The organism is Serratia sp. NFX21, from assembly GCF_048517035.1.
GTDB classification, from domain to species: Bacteria; Pseudomonadota; Gammaproteobacteria; order Enterobacterales; family Enterobacteriaceae; genus Serratia; species Serratia quinivorans.
Map to the genome: position 1 here is coordinate 904,171 of NZ_CP183196.1, position 24,730 is coordinate 928,900.

General features: G+C 55.7%; 22 protein-coding genes. 16 read left to right on the forward strand and 6 right to left on the reverse strand.

The annotated features are described in order from the left end of the window. The 10 genes from infB to yedF all read left to right on the forward strand — a co-directional run bounded on the left by infB (position 1) and on the right by yedF (position 11,635). Positions 1-2,688: a translation initiation factor IF-2 gene (infB, locus tag ACNT1W_RS04240; RefSeq protein ID WP_012004947.1), complete on the forward strand. Its 2,688-nt coding sequence runs from the start codon at positions 1-3 to the stop codon at positions 2,686-2,688. A 68-nt stretch (positions 2,689-2,756) separates the two neighbouring features. Then, positions 2,757-3,167, forward strand: a complete 411-nt coding sequence (gene rbfA, locus ACNT1W_RS04245) for a 30S ribosome-binding factor RbfA (RefSeq protein ID WP_012004948.1) — start codon at positions 2,757-2,759, stop codon at positions 3,165-3,167. Further along, positions 3,167-4,111 carry a tRNA pseudouridine(55) synthase TruB gene (truB, locus tag ACNT1W_RS04250; protein ID WP_261099131.1) on the forward strand — a complete coding sequence of 315 codons (945 nt, stop codon included), beginning with the start codon at positions 3,167-3,169 and terminating at the stop codon, positions 4,109-4,111. Before rbfA ends, truB begins: the two co-directional genes overlap by 1 nt. 123 nt (positions 4,112-4,234) lie before the next feature. Next, positions 4,235-4,504: a 30S ribosomal protein S15 gene (gene rpsO / locus ACNT1W_RS04255; RefSeq protein ID WP_012004950.1), complete on the forward strand. Its 270-nt coding sequence runs from the start codon at positions 4,235-4,237 to the stop codon at positions 4,502-4,504. 255 nt (positions 4,505-4,759) lie between these two features. Beyond that, positions 4,760-6,877, forward strand: coding sequence for a polyribonucleotide nucleotidyltransferase (pnp, locus tag ACNT1W_RS04260; RefSeq protein WP_012004951.1), 2,118 nt, complete (start codon positions 4,760-4,762; stop codon positions 6,875-6,877). 128 nt (positions 6,878-7,005) lie between these two features. Further along, positions 7,006-7,890: a lipoprotein NlpI gene (gene nlpI / locus ACNT1W_RS04265; protein ID WP_012004952.1), complete on the forward strand. Its 885-nt coding sequence runs from the start codon at positions 7,006-7,008 to the stop codon at positions 7,888-7,890. Between the two features lie 122 nt (positions 7,891-8,012). Next, positions 8,013-8,087: a protein YrbN gene (yrbN, locus tag ACNT1W_RS04270; RefSeq protein WP_223499600.1), complete on the forward strand. Its 75-nt coding sequence runs from the start codon at positions 8,013-8,015 to the stop codon at positions 8,085-8,087. Further along, positions 8,077-10,038, forward strand: coding sequence for a DEAD/DEAH family ATP-dependent RNA helicase (locus tag ACNT1W_RS04275; RefSeq protein WP_012004953.1), 1,962 nt, complete (start codon positions 8,077-8,079; stop codon positions 10,036-10,038). Before yrbN ends, ACNT1W_RS04275 begins: the two co-directional genes overlap by 11 nt. Positions 10,039-10,184: 146 nt before the next feature. Then, positions 10,185-11,399, forward strand: coding sequence for a selenium metabolism membrane protein YedE/FdhT (gene yedE / locus ACNT1W_RS04280; RefSeq protein WP_012004954.1), 1,215 nt, complete (start codon positions 10,185-10,187; stop codon positions 11,397-11,399). After that, on the forward strand, positions 11,396-11,635 hold the full coding sequence (gene yedF / locus ACNT1W_RS04285; RefSeq protein ID WP_012004955.1) for a sulfurtransferase-like selenium metabolism protein YedF: 240 nt from the start codon (positions 11,396-11,398) through the stop codon (positions 11,633-11,635). Before yedE ends, yedF begins: the two co-directional genes overlap by 4 nt. A gap of 34 nt (positions 11,636-11,669) precedes the next feature. Here yedF and ACNT1W_RS04290 read toward each other — a convergent pair whose 3' ends face one another. After that, positions 11,670-12,683: a luciferase-like monooxygenase gene (locus tag ACNT1W_RS04290; protein WP_172491137.1), complete on the reverse strand. Its 1,014-nt coding sequence runs from the start codon at positions 12,681-12,683 to the stop codon at positions 11,670-11,672. Between the two features lie 224 nt (positions 12,684-12,907). On the opposite strand from ACNT1W_RS04290, the gene ACNT1W_RS04295 reads away from it, so the two are divergent. From ACNT1W_RS04295 to ACNT1W_RS04310, 4 genes are all read left to right on the forward strand, one after another. Next, entirely contained in the window at positions 12,908-13,879 is a 972-nt protein-coding gene (locus tag ACNT1W_RS04295) for an HlyD family secretion protein (RefSeq protein ID WP_017891385.1), read from the forward strand. Then, positions 13,861-15,015, forward strand: coding sequence for an ABC transporter permease (locus tag ACNT1W_RS04300; protein WP_017891386.1), 1,155 nt, complete (start codon positions 13,861-13,863; stop codon positions 15,013-15,015). Before ACNT1W_RS04295 ends, ACNT1W_RS04300 begins: the two co-directional genes overlap by 19 nt. Continuing rightward, positions 15,012-16,151, forward strand: coding sequence for an ABC transporter permease (locus ACNT1W_RS04305; protein ID WP_012004959.1), 1,140 nt, complete (start codon positions 15,012-15,014; stop codon positions 16,149-16,151). Before ACNT1W_RS04300 ends, ACNT1W_RS04305 begins: the two co-directional genes overlap by 4 nt. A gap of 101 nt (positions 16,152-16,252) precedes the next feature. Then, a complete protein-coding gene (locus ACNT1W_RS04310; RefSeq protein WP_112363010.1) occupies positions 16,253-17,374 on the forward strand; it encodes a cupin domain-containing protein in 1,122 nt (373 codons plus the stop codon). An 86-nt stretch (positions 17,375-17,460) separates the two neighbouring features. Here ACNT1W_RS04310 and ACNT1W_RS04315 read toward each other — a convergent pair whose 3' ends face one another. Both ACNT1W_RS04315 and ubiU read right to left on the reverse strand, forming a co-directional pair. Continuing rightward, the gene (locus ACNT1W_RS04315; protein ID WP_012004961.1) at positions 17,461-18,339 is read right to left on the reverse strand and encodes a U32 family peptidase; all 879 of its coding nucleotides are present in this window, start codon (positions 18,337-18,339) and stop codon (positions 17,461-17,463) included. 11 nt (positions 18,340-18,350) lie between these two features. Then, a complete protein-coding gene (ubiU, locus tag ACNT1W_RS04320; RefSeq protein ID WP_259191806.1) occupies positions 18,351-19,346 on the reverse strand; it encodes a ubiquinone anaerobic biosynthesis protein UbiU in 996 nt (331 codons plus the stop codon). A 221-nt stretch (positions 19,347-19,567) separates the two neighbouring features. On the opposite strand from ubiU, the gene ubiT reads away from it, so the two are divergent. After that, complete coding sequence (gene ubiT, locus ACNT1W_RS04325; protein WP_012004963.1) at positions 19,568-20,089, forward strand: ubiquinone anaerobic biosynthesis accessory factor UbiT; 522 nt, start codon at positions 19,568-19,570, stop codon at positions 20,087-20,089. Continuing rightward, a complete protein-coding gene (locus tag ACNT1W_RS04330) occupies positions 20,083-20,586 on the forward strand; it encodes a GNAT family N-acetyltransferase (protein ID WP_012004964.1) in 504 nt (167 codons plus the stop codon). The genes ubiT and ACNT1W_RS04330 overlap by 7 nt, the downstream gene beginning before the upstream one ends. On the opposite strand, the gene ACNT1W_RS04335 is transcribed toward ACNT1W_RS04330, so the two are convergent. The 3 genes from ACNT1W_RS04335 to speF all read right to left on the reverse strand — a co-directional run bounded on the left by ACNT1W_RS04335 (position 20,573) and on the right by speF (position 24,515). After that, entirely contained in the window at positions 20,573-20,881 is a 309-nt protein-coding gene (locus ACNT1W_RS04335) for a GIY-YIG nuclease family protein (protein ID WP_026142167.1), read from the reverse strand. The genes ACNT1W_RS04330 and ACNT1W_RS04335 overlap by 14 nt on opposite strands. 91 nt (positions 20,882-20,972) lie before the next feature. Beyond that, positions 20,973-22,289: a putrescine-ornithine antiporter gene (potE, locus tag ACNT1W_RS04340; protein ID WP_017891391.1), complete on the reverse strand. Its 1,317-nt coding sequence runs from the start codon at positions 22,287-22,289 to the stop codon at positions 20,973-20,975. A gap of 63 nt (positions 22,290-22,352) precedes the next feature. Beyond that, complete coding sequence (gene speF / locus ACNT1W_RS04345; RefSeq protein WP_368454037.1) at positions 22,353-24,515, reverse strand: ornithine decarboxylase SpeF; 2,163 nt, start codon at positions 24,513-24,515, stop codon at positions 22,353-22,355. Positions 24,516-24,730 lie beyond the last annotated feature (215 nt).

Sequence of the window (24,730 nt, forward strand, 5' to 3'; positions counted from 1 at the left end):
ATGACGACAGATGTAACCGTAAAATCGCTGGCAGCAGAGATTCAGACTCCAGTTGATCGCCTGGTACAGCAGTTTGCTGATGCAGGGATTAACAAGTCTGAGACAGACTCTGTAACCCAACATGAGAAAGAAGCCTTACTGGCGCACCTGAACCGTGAACACGGTAGTGCGCCGGGTAAGCTCACGTTGCAGCGCAAAACGCGCAGCACCTTGAATATTCCGAGCACCGGCGGTAAAAGTAAATCGGTGCAAATCGAGGTCCGCAAGAAACGCACTTATGTAAATCGCGATACGCCAGAAGCCCAACAGGCTGAAGCGGCAGAGCAGGCACAGCGTGAAGCGGAAGAGCAGGCACAGCGCGCAGCAGAAGAGCTGGCGAAACGCGAAGCAGAAGCAAAGCGCGCAGCCGAAGAGCAAGCCAAACGTGAGGCCGCGGAGATTGCTAAGCGTAATTCAGCGGAAAAAGAAAAAGTGACGAATCAACATACCGACGAAATGACCAAGCCAGCTCAGGCAGAAAAAGCACGCCGTGAAGCCGAAGCCGCAGAACTGAAACGTAAAGCGGAAGAGGAAGTACGACGCAAGGTTGAAGAAGACGCCAAACGCGTAGCGGAAGAAGCGCGCCGCATGGCCGAAGAGAAAGGCGAAGAATGGGCTGCTGCCGAGAAAGCCAGCGCAGCGGTTGAAACTGCCGATTATCATGTAACCACTTCCCAGCACGCCCGTGCTGCCGAAGATGAAAACGACGCTAAAGTTGAAGGCGAACGCCGTACCCGCACTCGTGGCGGTAAAGCGACCAAGCAGAAAAAAGGCAACAAACTTTCCGAGTCTAAAGCAGACCGTGAAGAAGCGCGCGCCGTGACCCGTGGTGGTAAAGGCAAGCGTAAGCCAAGTACTCTGCAGCAGGGCTTCAACAAGCCGGCTCAGGTGGTTAACCGTGACGTTGTGATCGGCGAAACCATCACCGTAGCCGAACTGGCTAACAAGATGGCGGTTAAAGGCTCTCAGGTCATCAAAGCGATGATGAAACTGGGCGCAATGGCCACCATCAACCAGGTCATCGACCAGGAAACCGCACAGCTGGTTGCCGAAGAGATGGGCCACAAAGTTATCCTACGTCGTGAGAACGAGCTGGAAGAAGCGCTGATGAGCGACCGTGATACCGGTGCTGCTGCTGAGCCACGTGCGCCAGTTGTGACCATCATGGGCCACGTTGACCACGGTAAAACTTCTCTGCTGGACTACATCCGCTCCACCAAGGTGGCAGCAGGCGAGGCCGGTGGTATTACCCAGCATATCGGTGCTTACCACGTAGAAACCGACAACGGCATGATCACCTTCCTGGATACTCCAGGCCACGCAGCCTTTACTTCAATGCGTGCTCGTGGTGCTCAGGCGACAGACATCGTTGTTCTGGTGGTTGCTGCCGACGACGGCGTGATGCCGCAAACCATCGAAGCTATCCAGCATGCGAAAGCAGCGCAGGTGCCTTTGGTTGTTGCAGTGAACAAAATTGACAAGCCGGAAGCCGATCCGGACCGCGTTAAGCAGGAACTGTCTCAGTACGGCGTTATGCCGGAAGAGTGGGGCGGCGAAGCGCAGTTCGTTCACGTATCTGCGAAAGCCGGTACCGGTATCGACGAACTGTTGAACGCCATCCTGTTGCAGTCCGAAGTTCTCGAACTGAAAGCGGTACGCAGCGGCATGGCCAGCGGTGTGGTTATCGAATCCTTCCTGGATAAAGGTCGTGGTCCGGTTGCTACCGTGTTGGTACAGGAAGGTACGCTGAACAAGGGCGATATCGTTCTGTGTGGCTTCGAATACGGCCGCGTGCGTGCGATGCGTGACGAACTGGGTCGCGAAGTGACCTCTGCAGGTCCTTCTATTCCGGTTGAGATCCTGGGTCTGTCCAGCGTTCCAGCCGCGGGTGATGAAGCGACTGTGGTGCGTGACGAGAAGAAAGCGCGTGAAGTTGCGCTGTATCGTCAAGGCAAGTTCCGCGAAGTTAAACTGGCGCGTCAGCAGAAATCCAAACTGGAAAACATGTTTGCGAACATGACCGACGGTGAAGTTTCTGAACTGAACATCGTACTGAAATCCGACGTACAGGGTTCTTGTGAAGCGATTTGCGAATCACTGCTGAAACTCTCTACCGACGAAGTGAAAGTGAAGATTGTTGGCTCTGGCGTAGGTGGTATCACCGAAACCGACGCCACGCTGGCAGCGGCTTCCAACGCCATCATCCTGGGCTTCAACGTTCGTGCCGACGCTTCAGCGCGCCGCGTGATTGAAGCAGAAAGCCTGGATCTGCGTTACTACTCCGTGATCTATAACCTGATCGACGAAGTGAAGCAGGCGATGAGCGGTATGTTGGCGCCTGAGTACAAGCAGCAGATTATCGGCCTGGCCGCAGTTCGTGACGTGTTCAAATCACCTAAATTCGGCGCCATTGCAGGTTGTATGGTTACCGAAGGGAACATCAAGCGTCACAACCCAATCCGCGTTCTGCGCGACAACGTGGTTATCTATGAAGGCGAACTGGAATCCCTGCGCCGCTTCAAAGATGACGTCAACGAAGTCCGTAACGGCATGGAATGTGGTATCGGCGTTAAGAACTACAACGACGTGCGCGTCGGCGACATGATCGAAGTATTCGAAATCATCGAGATCCAACGCACCATCGCTTAACGCTAGCACATCTGCTTAAGTCTGTTCTGGGGGGCCTTGTGCCCCCCGATTTGTCTGGAGAATCCATAATGGCAAAAGAATTCAGCCGCGGTCAGCGCGTGGCACAAGAGATGCAAAAAGAGATTGCTATCATTCTGCAGCGTGAAGTCAAAGATCCGCGTGTCGGCATGGCTACCGTTTCTGGTGTAGAAGTTTCTCGTGATTTGGCCTATGCCAAAGTTTACGTCACCTTCCTGAACGTATTGACCGAAAACGCCGATCCGAATCTGGTGCCTAACGGCATCAAAGCTCTGGAAGACGCTTCCGGCTACATCCGCACGCTGCTGGGTAAAGCCATGCGCCTGCGCGTAGTACCTGAGCTGACCTTCGCTTACGACAACTCCCTGGTTGAAGGCATGCGCATGTCCAACCTGGTGACCAACGTAGTGAAGAATGACGCCGAACGCCGTTCCGCATCAGGCGATGACGAGGAGGCTTAATGAGTCGCCCTCGTCGCCGCGGCCGTGATATCCACGGTGTCCTGTTGCTGGACAAACCGCAGGGCCTGTCATCCAACGACGCCCTGCAAAAAGTAAAGCGCCTCTATAACGCCAATCGCGCGGGTCATACCGGCGCGCTCGACCCGCTGGCGACCGGCATGCTGCCAATTTGCCTCGGTGAGGCGACCAAGTTTTCACAGTTCCTGCTCGACTCCGACAAACGCTATCGCGTGATTGCCCGACTGGGTCAGCGTACCGATACCTCGGATGCCGACGGCCAAATTGTGCAGGAGCGGCCGGTGAGTTTCACCCAGGCGCAGCTCGATACGGCGCTGGACAGCTTCCGTGGCGATATCAAGCAGGTGCCTTCGATGTACTCGGCGCTGAAATACCAGGGCAAGAAACTCTATGAGTATGCTCGCCAGGGTATCGAAGTGCCGCGTGAAGCACGCAGCATCACCGTTTATGAACTGCAGTTTATTCGCTGGGAAGGGGATGAACTGGAGCTGGAAATTCACTGCTCAAAAGGCACTTACATCCGCACCATCACCGATGACCTCGGCGAGCTGCTGGGATGTGGCGCGCACGTGATCTACCTGCGTCGTCTGCAGGTGGCGACCTACCCGACCGAGCGCATGGTCACGCTGGAGCAGTTGAACGAATTGCTGGAGCAGGCCCATCGGCAGGAAATCGCCCCGGCCGAGCTGCTCGATCCGTTGTTGATGCCGATGGACAGCCCGGTGGAGAATTACCCGGAAGTGAATTTGCTGCCAGTGGTAGCGGGTTACGTTAAGCAAGGGCAACCGGTTCAGGTTGCCGGTGCACCGGCCTCGGGCATGGTCCGTATCACCGAAGGTGAAGAGCGTAAATTTATCGGCGTCGGTGATATTGCCGATGACGGTCGTGTGGCGCCGCGCCGCCTGGTAGTTGAATATTTCGACTAAGGGTAGAAAACGCACTGCCTTGCGATCGCACTGCGCTAAGGGTAGAATGGCGCAGCTTATGCATTGGGTTGCTGAATTAGAGATCGGCGCCTGTATTTATTATCTATAATCTGGAGTAAGACAATGTCTCTAAGTGTTGAAGCTAAAGCTAAAATCGTAGCTGATTTCGGTCGTGGTACTAACGACAGCGGTTCTTCCGAAGTTCAGGTTGCCCTGTTGACTGCGCAGATCAACCATCTGCAAGGCCACTTCTCAGAGCACAAAAAAGATCACCACAGCCGTCGTGGTCTGCTGCGTATGGTTTCTCAGCGTCGTAAGCTGCTGGACTACCTGAAGCGTAAAGATGTAGCACGTTACACCAGCCTGATCGAGCGTCTGGGTCTGCGTCGCTAATCAAGCGAGTTTCAGTGGAAAGGGGCCTATTTTGGCCCCTTTCTTCTAGGAAGCATAAGCAAATCAGGTTAATGTATTACTGATGTTTCCAAACAGGATCTTCCGTTACAGAGGTTCGCGCGGCTAATGAGAGGCTTTGTCTCAGGCTTGAGATAAGGATTGTCATTAGTCGCGAGGATGTAGTGAGAAGGCAAACCGAGTCACTGGCGTGTCGAGTCGACAATACGATTGCGCGCCTAATCTAAGGATATAATTTTGCTGACACCGATCATTCGCAAATTCCAGTATGGCCAGCATACCCTCACTATTGAGACCGGTATGATGGCTCGTCAGGCCACTGCCGCCGTTATGGTAAGCATGGATGACACCGCAGTATTCGTTACCGTAGTTGGCCAGAAAAAAGCCAAACCAGGCCAGAGCTTCTTCCCACTGACGGTTAACTATCAGGAGCGTACCTACGCTGCTGGTCGTATCCCGGGTAGCTTCTTCCGTCGTGAAGGCCGTCCGAGCGAAGGTGAAACTCTGACCTCCCGTCTGATTGACCGTCCGATCCGTCCACTGTTCCCGGACAGCTTCCTGAACGAAGTTCAGGTGATCGCGACCGTTGTTTCCCTTAACCCGCAGGTTAACCCGGACATCGTTGCGATGATCGGTGCCTCTGCCGCCCTGAGCCTGTCCGGTATTCCGTTCAATGGCCCAATCGGTTCTGCGCGCGTGGGTTACATCAACAATCAATACGTATTGAACCCAACCAGCGACGAGCTGAAAGAAAGCAGCCTGGATCTGGTGGTTGCCGGTACCGCTGGCGCAGTACTGATGGTTGAATCCGAAGCTGACGTTCTGAGCGAAGATCAGATGCTGGGCGCGGTGGTGTTTGGCCACGAGCAACAGCAAATCGTTATCGAAAACATTAATTCCCTGGTTGCCGAAGCCGGCAAAGCCAAGTGGGACTGGCAGGCACCTGCAGTCAACGAAGCGCTGCACGCGCGCGTTGCAGAACTGGCAGAAGGCCGCCTGGGCGACGCTTATCACATCACCGAAAAACAAGAGCGTTACGCTCAGGTTGATGCGATCAAGAGCAGCGTTGTTGAAACCCTGCTGGCACAGGACGAAACCCTGGACGTGTCTGAAATTCAGGACATCCTGGGTAGCGTTGAGAAAAACGTCGTTCGTAGCCGTGTGCTGCGTGGCGAGCCGCGTATCGACGGCCGTGAAAAAGACATGATCCGTGGTCTGGACGTGCGCACCGGCGTTCTGCCGCGTACCCACGGTTCTGCACTGTTCACCCGTGGTGAGACTCAGGCACTGGTTACCGCAACGCTGGGCACCGCCCGTGACGCGCAGAACCTGGATGAGCTGATGGGCGAAAAGACCGACAGCTTCCTGTTCCACTACAACTTCCCTCCGTACTCCGTTGGTGAGACCGGGATGGTAGGTTCGCCAAAACGTCGTGAAATTGGTCACGGTCGCCTGGCGAAACGTGGCGTATTGGCTATGATGCCTAAACCAGAAGATTTCCCGTACACGGTGCGTGTGGTTTCTGAAATCACCGAATCCAACGGTTCTTCTTCAATGGCTTCCGTCTGTGGTGCTTCTCTGGCACTGATGGATGCAGGTGTGCCAATCAAGGCAGCCGTTGCCGGTATCGCAATGGGCCTGGTGAAAGAACAAGACAACTTTGTTGTTCTGTCCGACATTCTGGGTGACGAAGATCACCTGGGCGACATGGACTTCAAAGTAGCCGGTAGCCGTGACGGTATTACCGCGCTGCAGATGGACATTAAAATTGAAGGCATCACCCGCGAAATCATGCAGGTTGCTCTGAACCAGGCCAAGGGGGCGCGTCTGCACATCCTGGGCGTGATGGAACAGGCTATCAGCACTCCGCGTGGCGATATCTCTCAGTTTGCACCACGTATTCACACTATCCGCATCAACCCGGACAAGATCAAAGACGTGATTGGTAAAGGCGGTTCTGTCATCCGTGCGCTGACTGAAGAGACCGGCACTACCATTGAAATCGAAGATGATGGTACAGTTAAAATCGCTGCTACCGACGGTGAGAAAGCGAAATTCGCTATCCGCCGCATCGAAGAGATCACTGCCGAGATCGAAGTGGGCCGTATTTACCAGGGTAAAGTTACCCGTATCGTTGATTTCGGCGCATTCGTGGCGATCGGCGGCGGTAAAGAAGGTCTGGTGCACATCTCTCAAATCGCTGACAAGCGCGTTGAGAAAGTGACCGACTATCTGCAGATGGGTCAGGAAGTACCGGTTAAGGTACTGGAAGTTGACCGTCAGGGCCGTGTGCGTCTGAGCATCAAAGAAGCGACCGCACCAGAAGCAGGTTCACCTGCGCCTGAAGCAGAATAACTGTATAGATAGATTTACAGCTCCCGGCCATGGGGTTGGGAGCTGTTCATATAACGCGGGCAGGATGCCTGCGTATTTGCAAACGGATGAAAGGATGTTCATCCAATGTTTGTCTTCGGGAGTGGGAAATGAAGCCTTTCTTGCGCTGGTGTTACGTTGCGACAGCACTCATGCTGGCAGGATGCAGCAACCATGATTGGCGTAAAGACGAAGTTTTGGCGATCCCGTTGCAGCCAACTCTGCAGCAGGAAGTGATCCTGGCGCGCATGGAACAAATACTTGCCAGCCGGGCACTGACGGACGATGAGCGTGCGCAGCTTTTATATGAGCGCGGTGTACTGTATGATAGCCTCGGGCTACGTGCACTGGCGCGCAATGATTTCTCGCAAGCGCTGGCGATACGTCCTGATATGCCAGAAGTTTTCAACTACCTGGGCATTTACTTAACGCAGGCAGGCAATTTTGATGCTGCCTATGAAGCGTTTGATTCTGTACTAGAGCTTGATCCAACTTACAATTACGCGCGTTTAAACCGGGGCATCGCACTTTATTATGGCGGCCGCTTCCCGTTGGCGCAGGATGATCTGCAGGCGTTTTATCAAGACGACCCAAACGATCCCTTCCGTTCGTTGTGGCTTTATCTGGTGGAAAGAGAAATCGATCCCAAGAAGGCTGACGTAGCGCTCCAGCAGCGTTATGACAAGGCGAACCGAGGGCAATGGGGATGGAATATTGTCGAATTCTACCTGGGCAACATCAGTGAAAAAACGCTGATGGAAAGGCTCAAGGCAGATGCAACGGATAACACTTCGCTCGCTGAGCATCTCAGTGAAACTGACTTCTATTTAGGTAAGCATTACCTAAGTCTGGGGGACAAGGACACCGCTTCGGCGCTGTTCAAACTGACGGTTGCTAACAACGTTCATAATTTCGTTGAGCACCGCTATGCATTGTTGGAATTGGCGCTGTTGGGCCAAGAACAAGACGACCTATCGGAATCGGACCAGCAATAGCTGACGAACAACTATCAGCCTGATATACATTGGTTTTTTGCCAAAGTTATCGTCTTAACGGGCGAGGGCTTTTTTGTTCGTTTTATAATCTAATTTGAGCCGGTTCACACTTTTCAATGAAAATGACTGAAAATTTTCTCGACGAGTTATGTAGACTGGCTGCCATTATTAATGAGGCACGTGTACATGACTACTGAGCTTGAAACCTCTTTTGCTGACCTGGGGCTGTCTGCTCCGATCATTTCTGCCCTGACCGATCTGGGCTACGAAAAACCTTCACCGATCCAGGCTGAGTGTATTCCTCACCTGTTGAACGGCCGTGATGTGCTGGGCATGGCACAGACCGGTAGCGGCAAAACTGCGGCGTTCTCGCTGCCACTGCTGCACAACCTTGACGCTTCCCTGAAAGCACCTCAGATCCTGGTGCTGGCACCGACCCGCGAACTGGCGGTTCAGGTTGCTGAAGCGATGACCGATTTCTCCAAACACATGCATGGCGTTAACGTCGTGGCCCTGTACGGCGGCCAGCGTTATGACGTGCAGCTGCGCGCTCTGCGTCAGGGCCCGCAAATCGTAGTAGGGACTCCAGGCCGTCTGCTGGACCACCTGAAGCGTGGCACCCTGAACCTCTCTAACCTGAGCGGTCTGGTGCTGGATGAAGCCGACGAAATGCTGCGTATGGGCTTTATCGAAGACGTAGAAACCATCATGGCAGAGATCCCGGCTGAACATCAGACCGCACTGTTCTCTGCAACCATGCCGGAAGCTATCCGTCGCATTACCCGCCGCTTTATGAAAGAGCCGCAGGAAGTGCGCATTCAATCGAGCGTGACTACCCGTCCAGACATCAGCCAGAGCTACTGGACTGTGCAGGGCATGCGTAAAAACGAAGCCCTGGTACGTTTCCTGGAAGCTGAAGACTTTGATGCGGCGATTATCTTCGTTCGTACCAAAAACGCGACCCTGGAAGTGGCCGAAGCGCTGGAGCGCAGTGGTTACAGCAGCGCGGCACTGAACGGTGACATGAACCAGGCCCTGCGTGAGCAGACCCTGGAGCGTCTGAAAGATGGTCGTCTGGATATCCTGATCGCGACCGACGTTGCTGCCCGTGGCCTGGACGTTGAGCGTATCAGCCTGGTTGTGAACTACGACATCCCTATGGATTCCGAGTCTTACGTTCACCGTATCGGCCGTACTGGCCGTGCTGGTCGTGCCGGCCGTGCGCTGCTGTTCGTAGAAAACCGCGAACGCCGCCTGCTGCGTAACATCGAACGCACCATGAAGCTGACCATTCCAGAAGTTGAACTGCCAAATGTAGAACTGCTGGGTGAGCGTCGTCTGGCCAAGTTCGCAGCTAAAGTACAGCAACAGCTGGAAAGCAGCGATCTGGACATGTACCGTGGCCTGCTGGCTAAACTGCAGCCGGGCGAAGAAGAGCTGGAAATGGAAACGCTGGCCGCAGCACTGCTGAAAATGGCACAGGGCGAACGTCCTCTGATCCTGCCACCGGATCCTGTCTTCAAACCACGTCAGCGTCGTGAGTTCAACGACCGTGACGACCGCGGTAGCGACCGTCGTCGTGACGCACGTCCAGACAGCCGTGACGGTGGCGCTGAGCGTCCACGTCGTGAGCGTCGTGACGTTGGCGAAATGCAGCTGTACCGCATTGAAGTGGGCCGTGATGATGGCGTTGAAGTTCGTCATATCGTTGGCGCGATCGCTAACGAAGGCGACATCAGCAGCCGTTACATTGGTAACATCAAGCTGTTTGCCGGCCACTCTACTATTGAGCTGCCAAAAGGCATGCCGGGCGAGATCCTGTCTCACTTCACCCGTACCCGCATCCTGAACAAGCCGATGAACATGCAGCTGCTGGGCGATGCACAGCCGCATGAACGTCGTGAGCGTCCTGCGCCTGCCGGTAACGGTGAGCGTCGTGGCGGGGCTCGTCCATTCAACGGCGAACGTCGTGAAGGGGCAAACCCAGGCCGTCGTTCTTTCGGTGATCGTCGTGAAGGCGGTGCTGCTGCACCTGCCGGCAACGGTGGCGAGCGTCGTGGCGGTAACTTCAACCGTGACGGCCAACGCGCACCACGTCGTGATGACGCCGCTCCGGCTGCACCACGTCGTCGCTTCGGTGATGCATAACATCTAATTTGACCGTTCGCGGTTAATTGGATTAAAAACCAGCCTTCGGGCTGGTTTTTTTATGCCTGAAATTCGCCGTTAAGTGAGGGAAAATGGCGTATCATTTATAAGGTTTTTTCTTATGGATACTACGCACGGGAGATGCCATGAGTTGGCAGCAGTTCAAGTCTCAATATTTGGTGCGCTTTTGGGCACCTTTACCCGCGGTGATTGCCGCCGGGATCCTCTCTACCTACTATTTCGGTTTGACCGGGGCCTTCTGGGCGGTGACCGGTGAATTCACCCGCTGGGGCGGCCATATATTGCAGCTGTTCGGGTTGCACCCTGAGCAGTGGGGCTACTTCAAGGTTATCGGGCTTGAGGGGACGCCGTTGCAACGCATCGACGGCAGGATGATCATCGGCATGTTTGCCGGCTGTATCGCCGCCGCGCTGTGGGCTAACAACATCAAGCTACGCCAGCCGCAGAATCGCATTCGCATTGTGCAGGCGCTGCTGGGCGGTATCATCGCCGGTTTCGGCGCACGTCTGGCGATGGGCTGCAACCTGGCGGCCTTCTTTACCGGCATTCCGCAGTTCTCGCTGCACGCCTGGTTCTTTGCGCTGGCGACCGCCGCCGGCTCTTATTTTGGTGCCAAATTTACCCTGTTGCCGATGTTCCGCATCCCGATCAAATTACAGAAGGTGAAGGCGGCCGCGCCGCTGACTCAAAAACCGGAGCAGGCGCGTCGTCGCTTTCGTTTGGGGATGGTGGTGTTCTGTCTGGCGATCGCCTGGTCGCTATGGACGCTGTTTGACGCACCGAAGCTGGGTATCGCCATGTTGTTTGGCATCGGTTTTGGCCTGCTGATTGAACGGGCGCAAATTTGTTTCACCTCGGCGTTTCGCGATCTGTGGATCAGCGGGCGTACCCACATGGCGAAGGCCATCATTCTCGGTATGGCCGCCAGTGCCATCGGCATTTTCAGCTACGTCCAACTGGGCGTGGCGCCTAAAATCATGTGGGCCGGCCCCAATGCGGTGCTGGGCGGATTGTTATTTGGTTTTGGCATAGTGTTGGCCGGGGGTTGCGAAACCGGCTGGATGTACCGTGCGGTCGAGGGGCAGGTGCATTACTGGTGGGTTGGGCTGGGCAATATCATTGGTGCCACGCTGCTGGCCTATTACTGGGATGATTTGGCCCCGACGCTGGCCACTGACTACGACAAGGTTAACCTGCTGGAGACCTTCGGCCCGATCGGCGGCCTGCTGGTGACCTACCTGCTGCTGGCATTGGCGTTTGGCGCCATGCTGTGGTGGGAAAAACGATTTTTCCGCGCCAGGCCCGACGCGCAGGTGGTTAATTTAAGGAGTGTGTCATGAAGCAAACGGCGATAGTGCCGGATTACCGGTTGGATATGCTGGGTGAGCCTTGCCCTTACCCGGCGGTAGCGACGCTGGAAGCGATGCCGCAGTTGAAGCCAGGGGAAATCCTGGAGGTGATCAGCGATTGCCCGCAGTCAATCAACAACATCCCGCTTGATGCGCGCAACCATGGCTACAAGGTACTGGATATCCAGCAGGATGGTCCCACCATCCGCTACCTGATTCAGCGCTGATAAAATGAGGGCGCCGTAAAGGCGCCCAAATAGTTTATCCCTTCACCAAATCGCCTTTCACCCCGGCGACAATTTCAAACGAATGTAAGCGCGCCTGATGGTCAAAGATCTGGCCGTTAACCATGATTTCATCCGCGCCGGTTTCGCTGAGCAGCGTCTGCAGCCCATTACGCACGGTAGCTTCATTGCCGATGACAGACATGCGCAGCGCCTGATCGACGCCGTATTGTTCTCCGGCGGTCCACAGCGCGTGGATATTGTCCACCGGTGCCGGCAGTGGGCCCGGCGAGCCGCGGCGCAGATTGATAAACTGCTGCTGCATCGAGGTAAACAGGAAACGAGCATCGGCATCGCTGTCGGCGGCCACCACGTTGACGCATACCATGGCGTGTGGCCGTTGGCATTGCTCGGAAGGCTTGAAGTTGTCGCGGTACAGGTTAAATGCCTGGAACAGCATCTCTGGTGCAAAGTGGGAAGCGAAGGCAAACGGCAGGCCAAGCTGTGCCGCCAACTGGGCGCTGTACAGGCTGGAGCCCAACAGCCAGATCGGCACGTGTAACCCCTGGCCGGGTACTGCCTGCACCGGCTGGCCCGCTTGTACCTCACCAAAGTAATGTTGCAGTTCCTGCACGTCGCGCGGGAAGTTATCCACTTCACCGGACAGATGACGACGCAACGCCATCATGGTGCGTTGGTCGGTGCCGGGCGCGCGGCCCAGACCCAGATCGATACGTCCAGGGTACAGCGACTCCAGCGTACCGAACTGCTCGGCAATGACTAGTGGCGCATGGTTGGGCAGCATTACGCCACCGGAGCCGAGGCGGATACTCTGGGTACCGGCGGCCAGATAACCCAGCAAAACCGAGGTTGCCGCACTGCCAATGCCGGTCATATTGTGATGTTCTGCCAACCAATAGCGTTGATAGCCCCATTTTTCGGCATGTTGTGCTAAATCTAAAGAGGCGTGAAAGGCATCACGGGGTTTGGCCCCTTGCGGAATGGGGGATAAATCCAGTACCGAAACCGGCACCGTAGTTTTTTCAGTCATGATATCGTCCATCAAAGAGTTGATCGCTTAAAGGGCGATTGCAGCGGTCTGCAAACTACAAAGCAAAATGTGCTTTTAGTGTTAAAAGCATAATCCAATTTATAGTTATAAAAGAGGATATATGTGCTTGCTATATCCTTATGATAAAAATGGTTTTTGGGAGTTGATATAAAATATGGACGTGATGATTCCACCCGCCGCTTATCGCTCAGGGAGCTGAGAGAATGAAAAAAAAGACGTTGTTTACCTTATTGTTGATGGTGGTGGCGATCGCCATGGCGATCTTGTTCCGGGCACATAATCAGGATTTGTTATTGCAGGGGGAAGTGGACGCGCCAGAGGTGATCGTGGCGTCCAAGGCCAAGGGACGGGTGGTTGAACGCCTGGTTGAGCGTGGTGACGACGTGAAAGCCCAACAGGTGATGATCCAGCTCGATAGCCCGGAACTGATGGCCCAGCTGCGTTCCGCCCAGGCGTCGCGCGATGAAGCCAAAGCGCAGCTCGACCAATCTCTGCACGGCACGCGTGAAGAAAGCATCCGTAATCTGCGTGCCAACCTGGCGCAGGCCGAGGCGCAATACCGCAACGCGCAGAACGACTACAACCGTAACCTGAGCGTTTCCGGCAAAGGTTATATTTCGAAGTCCGAGCTGGACAGCTCACGCCGGGCGCGTGACACCGCATTCCAACAGGTGCAGGCGGCCAAGGCCAACCTGGACGAAGGCACGAATGGCGACCGTATCGAACTGCGGCAACAGTACGCCGCAGCGCTGCGGGCAGCAGAAGAAAACCTGCTGCAAGTGAAGGCTCAGACTGACGACCTGCGGGTTTTAGCCCCGGTGGCCGGTGAAGTCGGGCCGATCCCGGCGGAGGTCGGGGAATTGTTGAATGCCGGCAGCCCGTTGCTGACGCTGATCCGCGTTCCGGATGCCTACTTCGTCTTTAACCTGCGTGAAGACATTCTGGCTCATGTGCGTAAGGGCGATAAGGTGCAGATGCGGGTACCGGCGTTGAAGGACAAAATGATCGAAGCGGAGGTGCGTTATATTGCGCCGCTGGGCGATTACGCCACCAAACGCGCCACCCGCGCTACCGGTGACTTCGACCTGAAAACCTTTGAAGTGCGGCTGTATCCGTCACAGCCGGTGGAAGGCCTGCGTCCAGGGATGAGCAGCTTATGGCTATGGAAAGAGTAAGGGCCGGTTGGCGCTGCTTCAGTCACGCGTTTGATAACGAGTGCCGCGTCGCCTTCCGCAGCCCGGTAATACACTGGCTGAGCTGGATTTTCCCGCTGATGCTGTTTGGTCTGGTCAGCAGCAACTTTTCGGAAGGGACCTTGCTGGATCTGCCGGTGTCGGTGGTGGATAACGATCACAGCTCGTTGTCCAAGTCGCTGACGCGCCGACTGGATGCCGGCTCTCATGCTCACGTAGAGCTATATGACGGCGGGCTGAATGAATCGCTGTATCGTCTGCGTAGTGCGCAGGATTACGCGTTGTTGTACGTACCGCCGGACTTTGAAGCCAATGCGCTGGCGGGCAAGCAGCCGAGCGTGGTGATGTATTACAACGCATTGTTCTATGGTGCCGGGCTGTATTCCACTCAGGATTTCAGCGGGCTGATGACCGAAATCAATGCCAACTACCGCAGCATTATCGCCGCCGAGATGGGCAAGACGCTGCCGCCGTTGGCGGACGTGACGCTGTCGTACGGCAGTCTATTCAACGCCAGCGGCAGTTATATTTATTACCAGCAGTTTGCCGCGACTATCCATTTGCTGCAGCTGTTTGTGGTGACCTGCATGATCTACGTGTTGGCGCGCAGCAAATCGCTGTTGAAGGCCCGGCCATTCAGCCTGGCACTGCTGGGTAAATTGGCGCCATATACCCTGTGCTTCACCAGCCTGCTGATGGTTGAAATTGCCGCGCTGGTGGGTATTTTTGACGCCCGCGTCAGCGGCAATCCGCTGTTCATGTTGATGATTGCCTTCTTTTACGTGATGGCGGCGCAGAGCATCGGCCTGCTGCTGTTTACCTTTACCAGCAGCATTATCACCGCCTACAGCCTGATCGCCATCCTGGTCAGTATTGCGCTGACCTTCTCGGGTATGGCGGTACCGGAACTGTCGATGCCGCTGCCGGCGCGAATCATCTCCAATATTGAACCCTTAACCCACGCGCTGTACGCGATGTTTGACGTGTTCCTGCGGCAGGTTCCGGCCAGTGCCATCTTCAGCGTTTGTGCATTACTGTCCGTCTACCCGTTGGTGACGGCATTCCTGGTGCGTAACCGGCTGTTGCCGCGGCTGCTGAAGGAAGGGGGCGCGGGATGAAAATCTACTGGCAAACCTTCGTCCGGGTGCTGCTTGGCATGCTGGAGAGGCCGATGTGGTTGATGCTGATCCTGTCGCTGTGCGTCATGAGCATGGTCTATGCCAACCGGACGGTGTGGGATCTGCCGGTCGGCGTGATTGATCAGGACCACAGCACCGCCAGCCGCCAATTGATCCGCCAACTGGACGCGACCTCGAAGATTGCCATCGTGACTTACGATAGCCTCGAGCAGGCAAAAAGTGACCTCGGCTGGCGTAAACTGTTCGCGGTGATCATCATGCCGGTGGATCTGGAGAAGAAGATCCTGAGCGGCCAAAATATCGTGGTACCGGTCTATGGCGATGCTACCAACCGGCTGGCCAACGGCCAGATCCAGCAGGACGTGGTTGCGGCCTATCAGCAACTGCTAAACCAGTACAACAACGGCTTACTGCTGCGCAGCGGTTTCAGCGAACGCCAGGCGCAGGTGATCCTGACGCCCATACGGGGGCAAACGCTGGACGTGTTCAACCCTGGCATCAGCTTTGCGGCGATCATCTTCCCTGGCCTGCTGGTGATGCTGTTACAGCACTCGTTATTGATTGCCTGCGTTCGCGTCAGCATTGCCATGAAGAGCATCCCCGGCGGCAAGCCCCCGTTGGCGGCCCATTTGGGCGGGCTGACGGCGCTGCTACCGATCTGGCTCTTCCTGTCTATCGTGCTGTTTGTACTGTGGCCGTGGGTCTTGGGCTATCGTCAGACGGCGAGTATTGCAGAAATTTTGTTGCTGACCTTCCCGTTCCTGTTGGCGGTACTGGGGCTGGGCAAGCTGGTCACCGAATGCCTGCGCAGCGTAGAAATGATCTACCTGACGCTGGCGTTTATCACCACGCCGATATTCTACCTCTCCGGTACCATCTGGCCGCTGCAGGCGATGCCGGCCTGGGTGCGGGCGATTTCCTACTGTATCCCCTCCACCTGGGCCACCAAGGCCATTGCCGGGGTTAACCAAATGGGCCTGTCGCTCAATGAAGTCTGGGGCGACGTAGTGATGCTGCTGGTGTTGGGGATTATTTACACCCTGCTGGGTGTCGGGGTGGGTTTCATGCGTAACAGCGTGGCGCTGCGTAGCCTGCTCCGCAAACGGGCAAGTTAATTCCGGGGGCCTGAAGCCATGTTTCCTTGACCCTTAACAAGGTGTGCAGGCCCGCGCTCTCGCATAATCACGCCCGTGGATCCTCTTACTGGTGTGATGATATGGCTTACCAACTGAACCTGAACTGGCCCGAGTTTTTAGAGAAATACTGGCAGAAAAAACCTGTGGTTTTGAAAAATGCCTTCCCGAACTTTGTTGACCCTATCACGCCAGACGAACTGGCGGGTCTGGCGATGGAGCCGGAAGTTGACAGCCGTCTGGTGAGCCAGACAGGAGGGCAATGGCAGGCCAGCCACGGTCCGTTTGAACATTTCGATAACCTCGGTGAAACCGGCTGGTCCTTGCTGGCGCAGGCCGTTAACCATTGGCATGCGCCCTCAGCCGAGCTGGTGCGCCCGTTTCGCGTTTTGCCGGACTGGCGTCTGGATGACCTGATGATCTCCTTCTCGGTGCCGGGCGGCGGTGTGGGGCCGCACATCGACAACTACGATGTATTCATCATTCAGGGGATGGGCAGCCGTCGCTGGCGCGTAGGCGATGCCTTACCGATGCGTCAGTTCTGCCCGCATCCGGCGCTGCTGCACGTTGATCCGTTCGAGCCGATCATTGATGAAGATCTGGAGCCGGGAGACATCCTGTACATCCCGCCAGGTTTCCCGCATGACGGCTTCACCCACGAAACTGCGCTCAACTATTCAGTGGGTTTCCGTGGGCCAAACGACCGCGACCTCATCAGCAGCTTTGCCGACTACGCACTGGAAAACGATCTGGGTGGCGTGCACTACAGCGATCCTGATTTAACCCTGCGTGAACATCCGGGGCGGGTAGAGGAATATGAGCTTGAGCGCCTGCGCACAATGATGGTCGAAATGATCAGCAAGCCGGAAGACTTTAAGCAGTGGTTTGGCCGTTTTGCCACCACGCCTCGTCATGAGCTGGATATCGCCATGGCGGAGCCGCCGTATGAGGCGCAAGAGGTACTGAGTGCGCTGATGGACGGTGAAACCCTGACCCGTTTGAGCGGCTTGCGTGTGCTGCACATCGGCGACAGCTTCTTTATCAACAGCGAGCGTCTGGACACCGTGGACGCACGCGCGGCCGATGCGCTGTGTCGTTATACCGAGCTGGGCCGGCAGGAACTGGGCGATGCGCTGCAAAACCCGGCGTTTGTGGCTGAGCTGACGGAGCTGATGAACCAGGGCTACTGGTTCTTCAAAGAGTAGTTGCCGCTGCCTGCTTAATGGCCGGGTGGCATTACGCTTACCCGGCTTGCAAACATTCCGTTGCCTGCCTGTGGCAGGCCGTCTGATTAGGGCACCAACTCCAGTCCGGCAACCCGCCGCCAGTAACCGTTGCAATCGGCCCGATCGGTGAGGGTTAACGGCTGTGTGCCTTGCTCATTGGCGCGGAAGCGCTCGACCAGCGCCAGCGTCTCGGTGCCCTGTGGCGAAAGACGCACAATGTCCACCAACCCCTGCATACTGGTCAACTCGTTGCCCAGGTTGTAGCAGTACCCGCTCATGGTCTGGATGCCGTTCAACACAAACACCTGCTGCTGTTCTTGCGAACGCATCACTCGTCCCTGCGGGTATTTGATGCAGCAGGTTTCGCATTCATCCTTGGCACGGTCTTCCGAACGTGCGGTGAAGCAGCGTGCCGAATAGGCCAGCGGCAGGTGACCGTAGCTCAAGACTTCCACCTCAAACTGCCGGCGGAAACCCAGTTCATCGCACTGTTCCAGCAGTTTGGTCAGCCAGTCGCGGGAAAGCTCGACCGGCATGCACCAACGCATCATGCCCTGGCGGTGCAGCAGGCGCAGGGTGTAGGCGTTGTAGCAATTCAGCGCATGACCGGCAACAAATGGCAGGCTGCGCTCGGCCGCCATGTTCACGGTGCCCAGATCGTTGGCTTCAATCAGGAATTCCCCGTTTTCCACATAGCGCTTCAGTTCGTTCAGTTCGGACGGTGCCTGCAGCAGTGCCAGAGTGGAGAGAGCCACCTGTTTGCCGCTGCGGGCAATTTCTTGCGCCAGCGCCAGCCAGTCGCCGACCTTCATCTCGCGACGCTTGGTGCAGACGCTTTCACCGAGGTAAATAATCTCCGCGCTGCTGCTTACCGCCTGGCGGTAGAACTCTTCGAGCTCGGTTTTCGGCCAATAATACTGCACCGGGCCTAATGCGTATTTCATGTTTCCTCCTGCTACTGCCATTTACGGTGATAAGCACCGAGCGTGGTTTGAGTGCCTTCTGACATCGCACCCAGGGCTTCCATCCAGCCGGCGTCGGCCTGATAGGCGGCCGGGTCGGCCCGGCAGCGGTCGATGGCCTGGCGCCAGACGCGGGCCACCTGGCTCACGTAGGCCGGGCTGCGTTGACGACCTTCAATCTTCACCGACGCGATATTGGCAGCCAGCAGCTCCGGCAGCAGCTCCAGCGTATTGAGGCTGGTGGGTTCTTCCAGCGCGTGGTAGCGCACGTCATCGACCAGATAGCGGCCCTTGCACAGCGTTGGGTAGCCGGCATTTTCATCGTCGCGATAACGGTCGATCAGCACACCATTCAGGCGTGACTCCATGCCCTGCGCCGTTTGCTGCCAGCGCACGTAGCGCGCCGGTGAGCAGGCCCCGACGGTATTGGGAGACTCGCCGGTCAGATAAGAGGAAAGGTAGCAGCGCCCCTCGGCCATGATGCACAGGCTGCCGAAGGCGAAGACCTCCAGCGGCACCGGGCTGGTACGTGCCAACTGCTTGACCTGGTGCATCGACAACACGCGCGGCAGCACTACCCGGCTGACATCGAAATGGCGCTGATAGAAACGGATCGCTTCTTCGTTGGTGGCGGACGCCTGCACCGAGACGTGGCGCTCCAACTGCGGGTAACGTTCGGCGGCGTATTCCAGCATCGCCAAATCGGCCAGGATCAGCACATCGGCGCCCAACTGCGCCGCCATATCTACCGCGCGCTGCCAGCGGACATAGCCGTCAGGGTGGGCGAAGGTATTGATGGCGATATGCAGTTTGCGGTTATGACGATGCACATACTCGACCGCTTCCTGCAGCTTTTTCTCGGTAAAGTTGAGGCCGGCAAAGTGGCGGGCGTTGGTATCATCTTTCAGGCCGATATACACGGCGTCGGCACCGTTATCTACCGCAGCCTTCAGGGCCGGCAGATTACCGGCGGGACAAAGCAGCTCCATAGATTTATCCTGACTCCAAGGGTTGCCGGTGGCTCTTTCACCGGCAAACGCTAATCGGGAGGCAATTTTAGTGAAAGCGTACTTAACAGGTTTTGATTTGAGGCAGCTTCTGGCGTATTGATAAAGCTGGCGGTGAAATGCACTATTTGTTGATATAGAGCGCGGCAGCCGTGTATCGCTGTGGCAAAATAGCGTATCTGTGTTGAAAGGAGTGAACGACAGTGTTGGAACAATTAAGAGCGCGCATTGTGCGCCAGGGGCCGTCGTTGCTGCGCGTACCGCTAAAATTCACGCCGTTTGCCTTGCAGCGTCAGCTTCTGGAACAGGTACTGGGCTGGCAATTTCGTCAGGCGCTGGCAGATGGCGATCTGGAATTTCTCGAATCGCGCTGGTTGAAGATCGAAATTCGCGATCTGGCGCTACACTGGTTTATGACGGTAGAAAACGACAAACTGGTTGTCAGCCAACACGCCGAAGCTGATGTCAGCTTCAGCGGCGACGCCAACGATCTGATTCTGATCGCAGCGCGTAAGCAAGATCCCGATACGCTGTTCTTTCAGCGTCGGCTGCAGATTGAAGGGGACACCGAATTGGGCCTGTATGTAAAAAATCTGATGGACGCCATCGAGCTGGAAGCCATGCCTGCGCCGTTGCGCATTGGCCTGCTGCAACTGGCCGAATTTGTGGAAGCAGGGCTGCAGGAGGGCACGGTGCAAACTTCCCGTGTGCCGGCAACATGTTAATCCGCGTGGAAATTCCGGTAGATGCGGCAGGCATTGATGCCCTGCTGCGTCGCGCCTTTGGGCGAGATGATGAAGCCGATCTGGTGCAGCAACTGCGCGAAGACGGCCTGCTGACGCTGGGCATTGTCGCCACCGACGACGAAGGCGGCGTGGTGGGTTATGCCGCGTTCAGCCCGGTGGACGTGGCCGGTGAGGATCGTCAATGGGTCGGTCTGGCACCGCTGGCGGTGGACGAAAGTCTGCGTCGTCAGGGGCTGGGCGAAAAGCTGATATACGAAGGGCTGGATGCGTTGAACGAGTTCAGCTATGCCGCGGTAGTGGTGCTGGGTGAACCGGCTTACTACGGGCGCTTTGGCTTTAAACCGGCCGCTGCCTATGGTCTGCAGTGCCGCTGGCCAGACACCGAGGCCGCGTTCCAGGTTTACCCATTGGCGGAAGATGCCTTGGTTGATGTTGGCGGGGCGGTGGAATACTCCGAGCCGTTTAACCGGCTTTAACCTCAACGTCCGGCAGTAAATAATCCAACGAAAGAGGCGGGTGACTCACCAGCCTCTCTTTTTGCGTTTTGCTCAGTTGCTTGACCCGATATTCCAGTCTCAGCGCTTTTGAGCGATCCCCCGCCTGACAGTGAAACGCCAGCACCAGTTGGCCTTTACCCCGTAGTGCCTTGGCCCCTTTGCCTGCCTGATGCTGCGCCAGCCGCCGCGTTACGTCGGTAGTAATGCCGGTATACAGCATACCGCTGGGCATGCGCAGCATGTAGAGATGCCAGGTTGGGAGTATTTCCGTCATGAATAAGCAGCAACGTTGGTGGCCAGGGATGGAATATGATGGCATGTTCCCCGTCGTAATCCCATCCCCGGCCGCCTATGGCTTATCACCGTTAGCCTTTTTTCCCCGCCATTTCGAAACGCGGTGAAACCATACCGTACAGAGTCCAGCCGAGGAAGGTGGCGATGGCGCCCCACATCATCGCTTCCTCACCGGAACTGTAGAGGGCATAGAAACTGTACAGTGCGCCAATGCCGGCAATGATGTTGGCAATTCGCGCTTTTTTCTCCGGTACTTTCGCCACTTTCTGAATAATGATCAGCGCCGCCATCGACAGAATGTAAGGGATGATATTGGTCACCACCGCCAGATTCACCAGCACGTTGAACTGTTTATTCAGCGACGGGCTGATGGTCATCAAAGACAGCACGCTCTGGATCATGACTATGGTCAGCATGCCTTTGACCGGTGCGTCGGCCTTGCTGAGTTTGGAGAAAATTTTCGGGAAGAAGCCGCTGTCGGCAGAGGATTTGAACACCTGGGCGATGGTGAACTGCCAGCCCAGCAGTGAGCCGACGCAGGACATGATCATCAGGGCCATAATGATCTTGCCGACCGTAGGGTTGAACATATGGGAAAACGCCAGCCCAAATGGCGCGGTTGAGTTGGCCAGGTCCATATTCGGCACGATACCGGCGATGACGTTGGTTGAAACGATATAGATGACTGCCGCGCTGAGGGTACCGCCGAGTACGGCGATCGGCACGTTACGCTCCGGGTTTTCCACCACGTCGGTATTGGCGCAGGCGGACTCCAGGCCCAGAAATGCCCACAGCGTCATGGAGATAGAAGCGCCAATGGCTTCAAAGGTCGGTACCGAGTGCGGGTTCCAGGCGGCAATATAGGCGCTGCCGCTGAACCAGTGCCAGCCGATGATCGAGATCCCCACCACCGGGATAATCACGCCCCAAACGGTGATGCCGCTGATTTTCCCGGTCAGGCGTGCCCCGCCGAAGTTGGCGACGGTAGCCAGCCATAGTACGCCAATGGTGGCGATACAGATCCCCAGCGGCGACAGGTTGGCACCAAACAGCTCGGTGCCGTAACCAACGGCGGAAATGGCGATGGCGATATTGGCGATCAGCAACGACACCCCATAGGTGTAGTTCGCCATGAAATTGCCCGATTTACCGAATGCGTATTCAGCATATCCGCCCATGCCACCGGATTTGCGGCTGAACATGCCGCATTTGGCGAAGGCGTAGGCCAGCGCCATCGAGCCCACGGCGGTAACCAGCCAGGAAACGATAGAAATAGTACCCACTTCGGCCAGCTTGGTGGGCAGCATAATTATGCCGGAGCCCATCATGTTTACCGCAGTAAGGATCGTTAGCTGCACGACCCCCATTTTATTATTGGACTTACTCATGATCATTCTCTCTTTTATAATGCGATCCGGGCGGTGAATAAAATCCACCGCCTTGTAAGGTGATTAATTTTTCATTACGTAACCGTAAGCACGGTTCCAGCCATCTTCATCCTGCTGGATATACACGCCCTGTAATTCCGGTGCGAAGCCGGGCAATAAATTGATGCCTTCTTCCAATGCCAGGAAATAACGCTGTGCAGCCCCGCCCCACACTTCACCAGGGACAACGCACAATACGCCTGGGGGATAAGGCAAGGCACCTTCGGCGGCAATTCTGCCTTCGGCTTTCGCCAGAGAAACCAATTCCACATTACCGCGGACAAATTCGGTGTTGGCGTCTTGTGGATTCATTGCCACACGAGGGAAATAACTCTTCCTGAACATTTCTTTCTGCAGCTCTTTAACATCGTAACTCACGTAGAGGTCGTGCATTTCCTGGCAGAGTTGGCGCAGGGTATAATTTTCATAGCGCTGCTGATTGTTTTTATAAACCGCAGGCAAGACTTCACTAATTAACGAATCTTGCTCAATATGTTTTTCAAAGCGGGCAATCAGCGCCACCAAATGCTGCATCTTGGCGATGTCTTCGGCCGGAGTCAGCAGGAACAGGATCGAATTAAGGTCGCATTTCTCCGGTACTATGCCGTTTTCGCGCAGATAGTTAGCCAGAATGGTCGCCGGAATACCGAAATCGCTGTAGTTACCGCTTGCCGTATCAATGCCCGGCGTGGTGAGCAGCAGTTTGCACGGGTCGACAAAATACTGCGATTGGGCATAGCCTTCAAAGGCATGCCATTTTTCACCGGGAATGAAGTTGAAGAAGCGCAAATCGTTGGACATCGTCTCGGTATCATAAGACTGCCAGGCTTTACCGTCGATTTGGTCCGGCACAAAAGGTTTGATTAAGCTGCAGGTCTCCAGCAGCATCTTGCGCGCCTCAATGCCGACGCGAACGCATTCTTTCCACAGACGTCGGCCGCTTTTGCCCTCATGCATTTTGGCGTTAACGTCCAGTGCGGCGAACAGCGGGTAAAACGGGCTGGTGGAAGCGTGCAGCATAAAGGCATTGTTAAAGCGTTTGTGGTTGCAATAGCGTTCTTGTCCCTTGATATGCTTGTCTTTCTTGTGGATTTGCGAGGTTTGTGAGAAGCCGGCCTGCTGTTTGTGCACGGACTGGGTCACAATGATCCCCGGGTCGTTTTCGTTTAGCTCGAGCAGCAACGGAGAGCAGTCTTTCATCATTGGAATGAATTGCTCATAGCCGACCCAGGCCGAGTCGAACAGGATGTAATCGCACAGATGACCAATTTTATCGACCACCTGACGGGCGTTATAAATGGTGCCGTCATAGGTGCCCAACTGAATGATCGCCAGGCGGAAAGGTCTGGCTTCATTGGCGCGCTCCGGCGCGACCTCGCGGATCTGCTGGCGTAAGTAGCGTTCTTCAAAGCAGTGCGCGTCAATGCCGCCGATAAAGCCAAACGGGTTGCGGGCGGTTTCCAGATACACCGGTGTTGCCCCCGCCTGGATCAGCGCGCCATGATGATTGGATTTATGGTTGTTGCGGTCGAACAGCACCAGGTCACCGCGCGTCAGCAGGGCGTTGGTTGCCACCTTGTTTGAGGCGGAGGTGCCGTTAAGAACGAAATAGGTTTTATCGGCGTTAAACACTTTGGCGGCATGCTGCTGCGCCGCGCAGGGGGCGCCTTCATGGATCAACAAATCACCCAGTTTGACGTCCGCGTTGCACATATCGGAACGGAAAAGGGTCTCGCCAAAGAAGTCAAAGAACTGACGCCCGGCCGGATGCTTACGGAAGAATTCGCCCCCCTGATGCCCAGGGCAAGCAAAGGTGGCGTTACCCATTTCGACATACTGGGTCAGCGTATTAAAGAAAGGTGGCAGCAGTTCGCTTTCGTATTTTACGGCCGCAGCTTCCAGCTGCTTGCCATAGAACTGGGTGTTCTTGCCACAGAGTTCAAATACGCCATGCAGGGCAGGCAGTATGGCGTTGTCCAGCTCTTCTTCGCAGCAAACCGCCACGAATAACGGGATATTCAGGCCGATCTCTTCGAGGTGAGCCACCATGCCCTGCGTGACGTCTTCCACCGACAATACGATGGCGGCAATATCATTAAAATCACTCTGGTGTACATCGACAACTTCGCGAGTGGTTTCGAAGCAACTTAATGTTTTGCTATTAGCGGCAATTTTTAATTTATTCATTTTAATCATTCTTCAGGCAAAGGCATCCCGCCGGCAGGTTAATAACCCTGTCGCTAATGCCCTCACTAAAATAAAGGCGTGAGAAGAACGCAGTCATGCTTAATCGCAGGCCTGAGTTCATTCGGATTTTTGTTTTATGTCGCGTGTACTATAAACAGTAATTTACTTCTGTTATTTCACGGAAAAATAAAATAGGGATCCGTCCTGATATGTCA

Excerpts from the sequence above, each read along its gene's own strand:
- speF (WP_368454037.1), bottom strand. The coding sequence starts at position 24,515 with ATGAATAAATTAAAAATTGCCGCTAATAGCAAAACATTAAGTTGCTTC.
- ACNT1W_RS04335 (WP_026142167.1), bottom strand. The coding sequence starts at position 20,881 with ATGACGGAAATACTCCCAACCTGGCATCTCTACATGCTGCGCATGCCC.
- ubiU (WP_259191806.1), bottom strand. The coding sequence starts at position 19,346 with ATGGAGCTGCTTTGTCCCGCCGGTAATCTGCCGGCCCTGAAGGCTGCG.
- ACNT1W_RS04310 (WP_112363010.1), top strand. The coding sequence starts at position 16,253 with ATGGCTTACCAACTGAACCTGAACTGGCCCGAGTTTTTAGAGAAATAC.
- ACNT1W_RS04305 (WP_012004959.1), top strand. The coding sequence starts at position 15,012 with ATGAAAATCTACTGGCAAACCTTCGTCCGGGTGCTGCTTGGCATGCTG.
- ACNT1W_RS04315 (WP_012004961.1), bottom strand. The coding sequence starts at position 18,339 with ATGAAATACGCATTAGGCCCGGTGCAGTATTATTGGCCGAAAACCGAG.
- nlpI (WP_012004952.1), top strand. The coding sequence starts at position 7,006 with ATGAAGCCTTTCTTGCGCTGGTGTTACGTTGCGACAGCACTCATGCTG.
- ACNT1W_RS04295 (WP_017891385.1), top strand. The coding sequence starts at position 12,908 with ATGAAAAAAAAGACGTTGTTTACCTTATTGTTGATGGTGGTGGCGATC.
- yedE (WP_012004954.1), top strand. The coding sequence starts at position 10,185 with ATGAGTTGGCAGCAGTTCAAGTCTCAATATTTGGTGCGCTTTTGGGCA.
- rpsO (WP_012004950.1), top strand. The coding sequence starts at position 4,235 with ATGTCTCTAAGTGTTGAAGCTAAAGCTAAAATCGTAGCTGATTTCGGT.
- potE (WP_017891391.1), bottom strand. The coding sequence starts at position 22,289 with ATGAGTAAGTCCAATAATAAAATGGGGGTCGTGCAGCTAACGATCCTT.
- truB (WP_261099131.1), top strand. The coding sequence starts at position 3,167 with ATGAGTCGCCCTCGTCGCCGCGGCCGTGATATCCACGGTGTCCTGTTG.
- ACNT1W_RS04300 (WP_017891386.1), top strand. The coding sequence starts at position 13,861 with ATGGCTATGGAAAGAGTAAGGGCCGGTTGGCGCTGCTTCAGTCACGCG.
- ACNT1W_RS04330 (WP_012004964.1), top strand. The coding sequence starts at position 20,083 with ATGTTAATCCGCGTGGAAATTCCGGTAGATGCGGCAGGCATTGATGCC.
- rbfA (WP_012004948.1), top strand. The coding sequence starts at position 2,757 with ATGGCAAAAGAATTCAGCCGCGGTCAGCGCGTGGCACAAGAGATGCAA.
- yedF (WP_012004955.1), top strand. The coding sequence starts at position 11,396 with ATGAAGCAAACGGCGATAGTGCCGGATTACCGGTTGGATATGCTGGGT.
- ACNT1W_RS04275 (WP_012004953.1), top strand. The coding sequence starts at position 8,077 with ATGACTACTGAGCTTGAAACCTCTTTTGCTGACCTGGGGCTGTCTGCT.
- ACNT1W_RS04290 (WP_172491137.1), bottom strand. The coding sequence starts at position 12,683 with ATGACTGAAAAAACTACGGTGCCGGTTTCGGTACTGGATTTATCCCCC.
- infB (WP_012004947.1), top strand. The coding sequence starts at position 1 with ATGACGACAGATGTAACCGTAAAATCGCTGGCAGCAGAGATTCAGACT.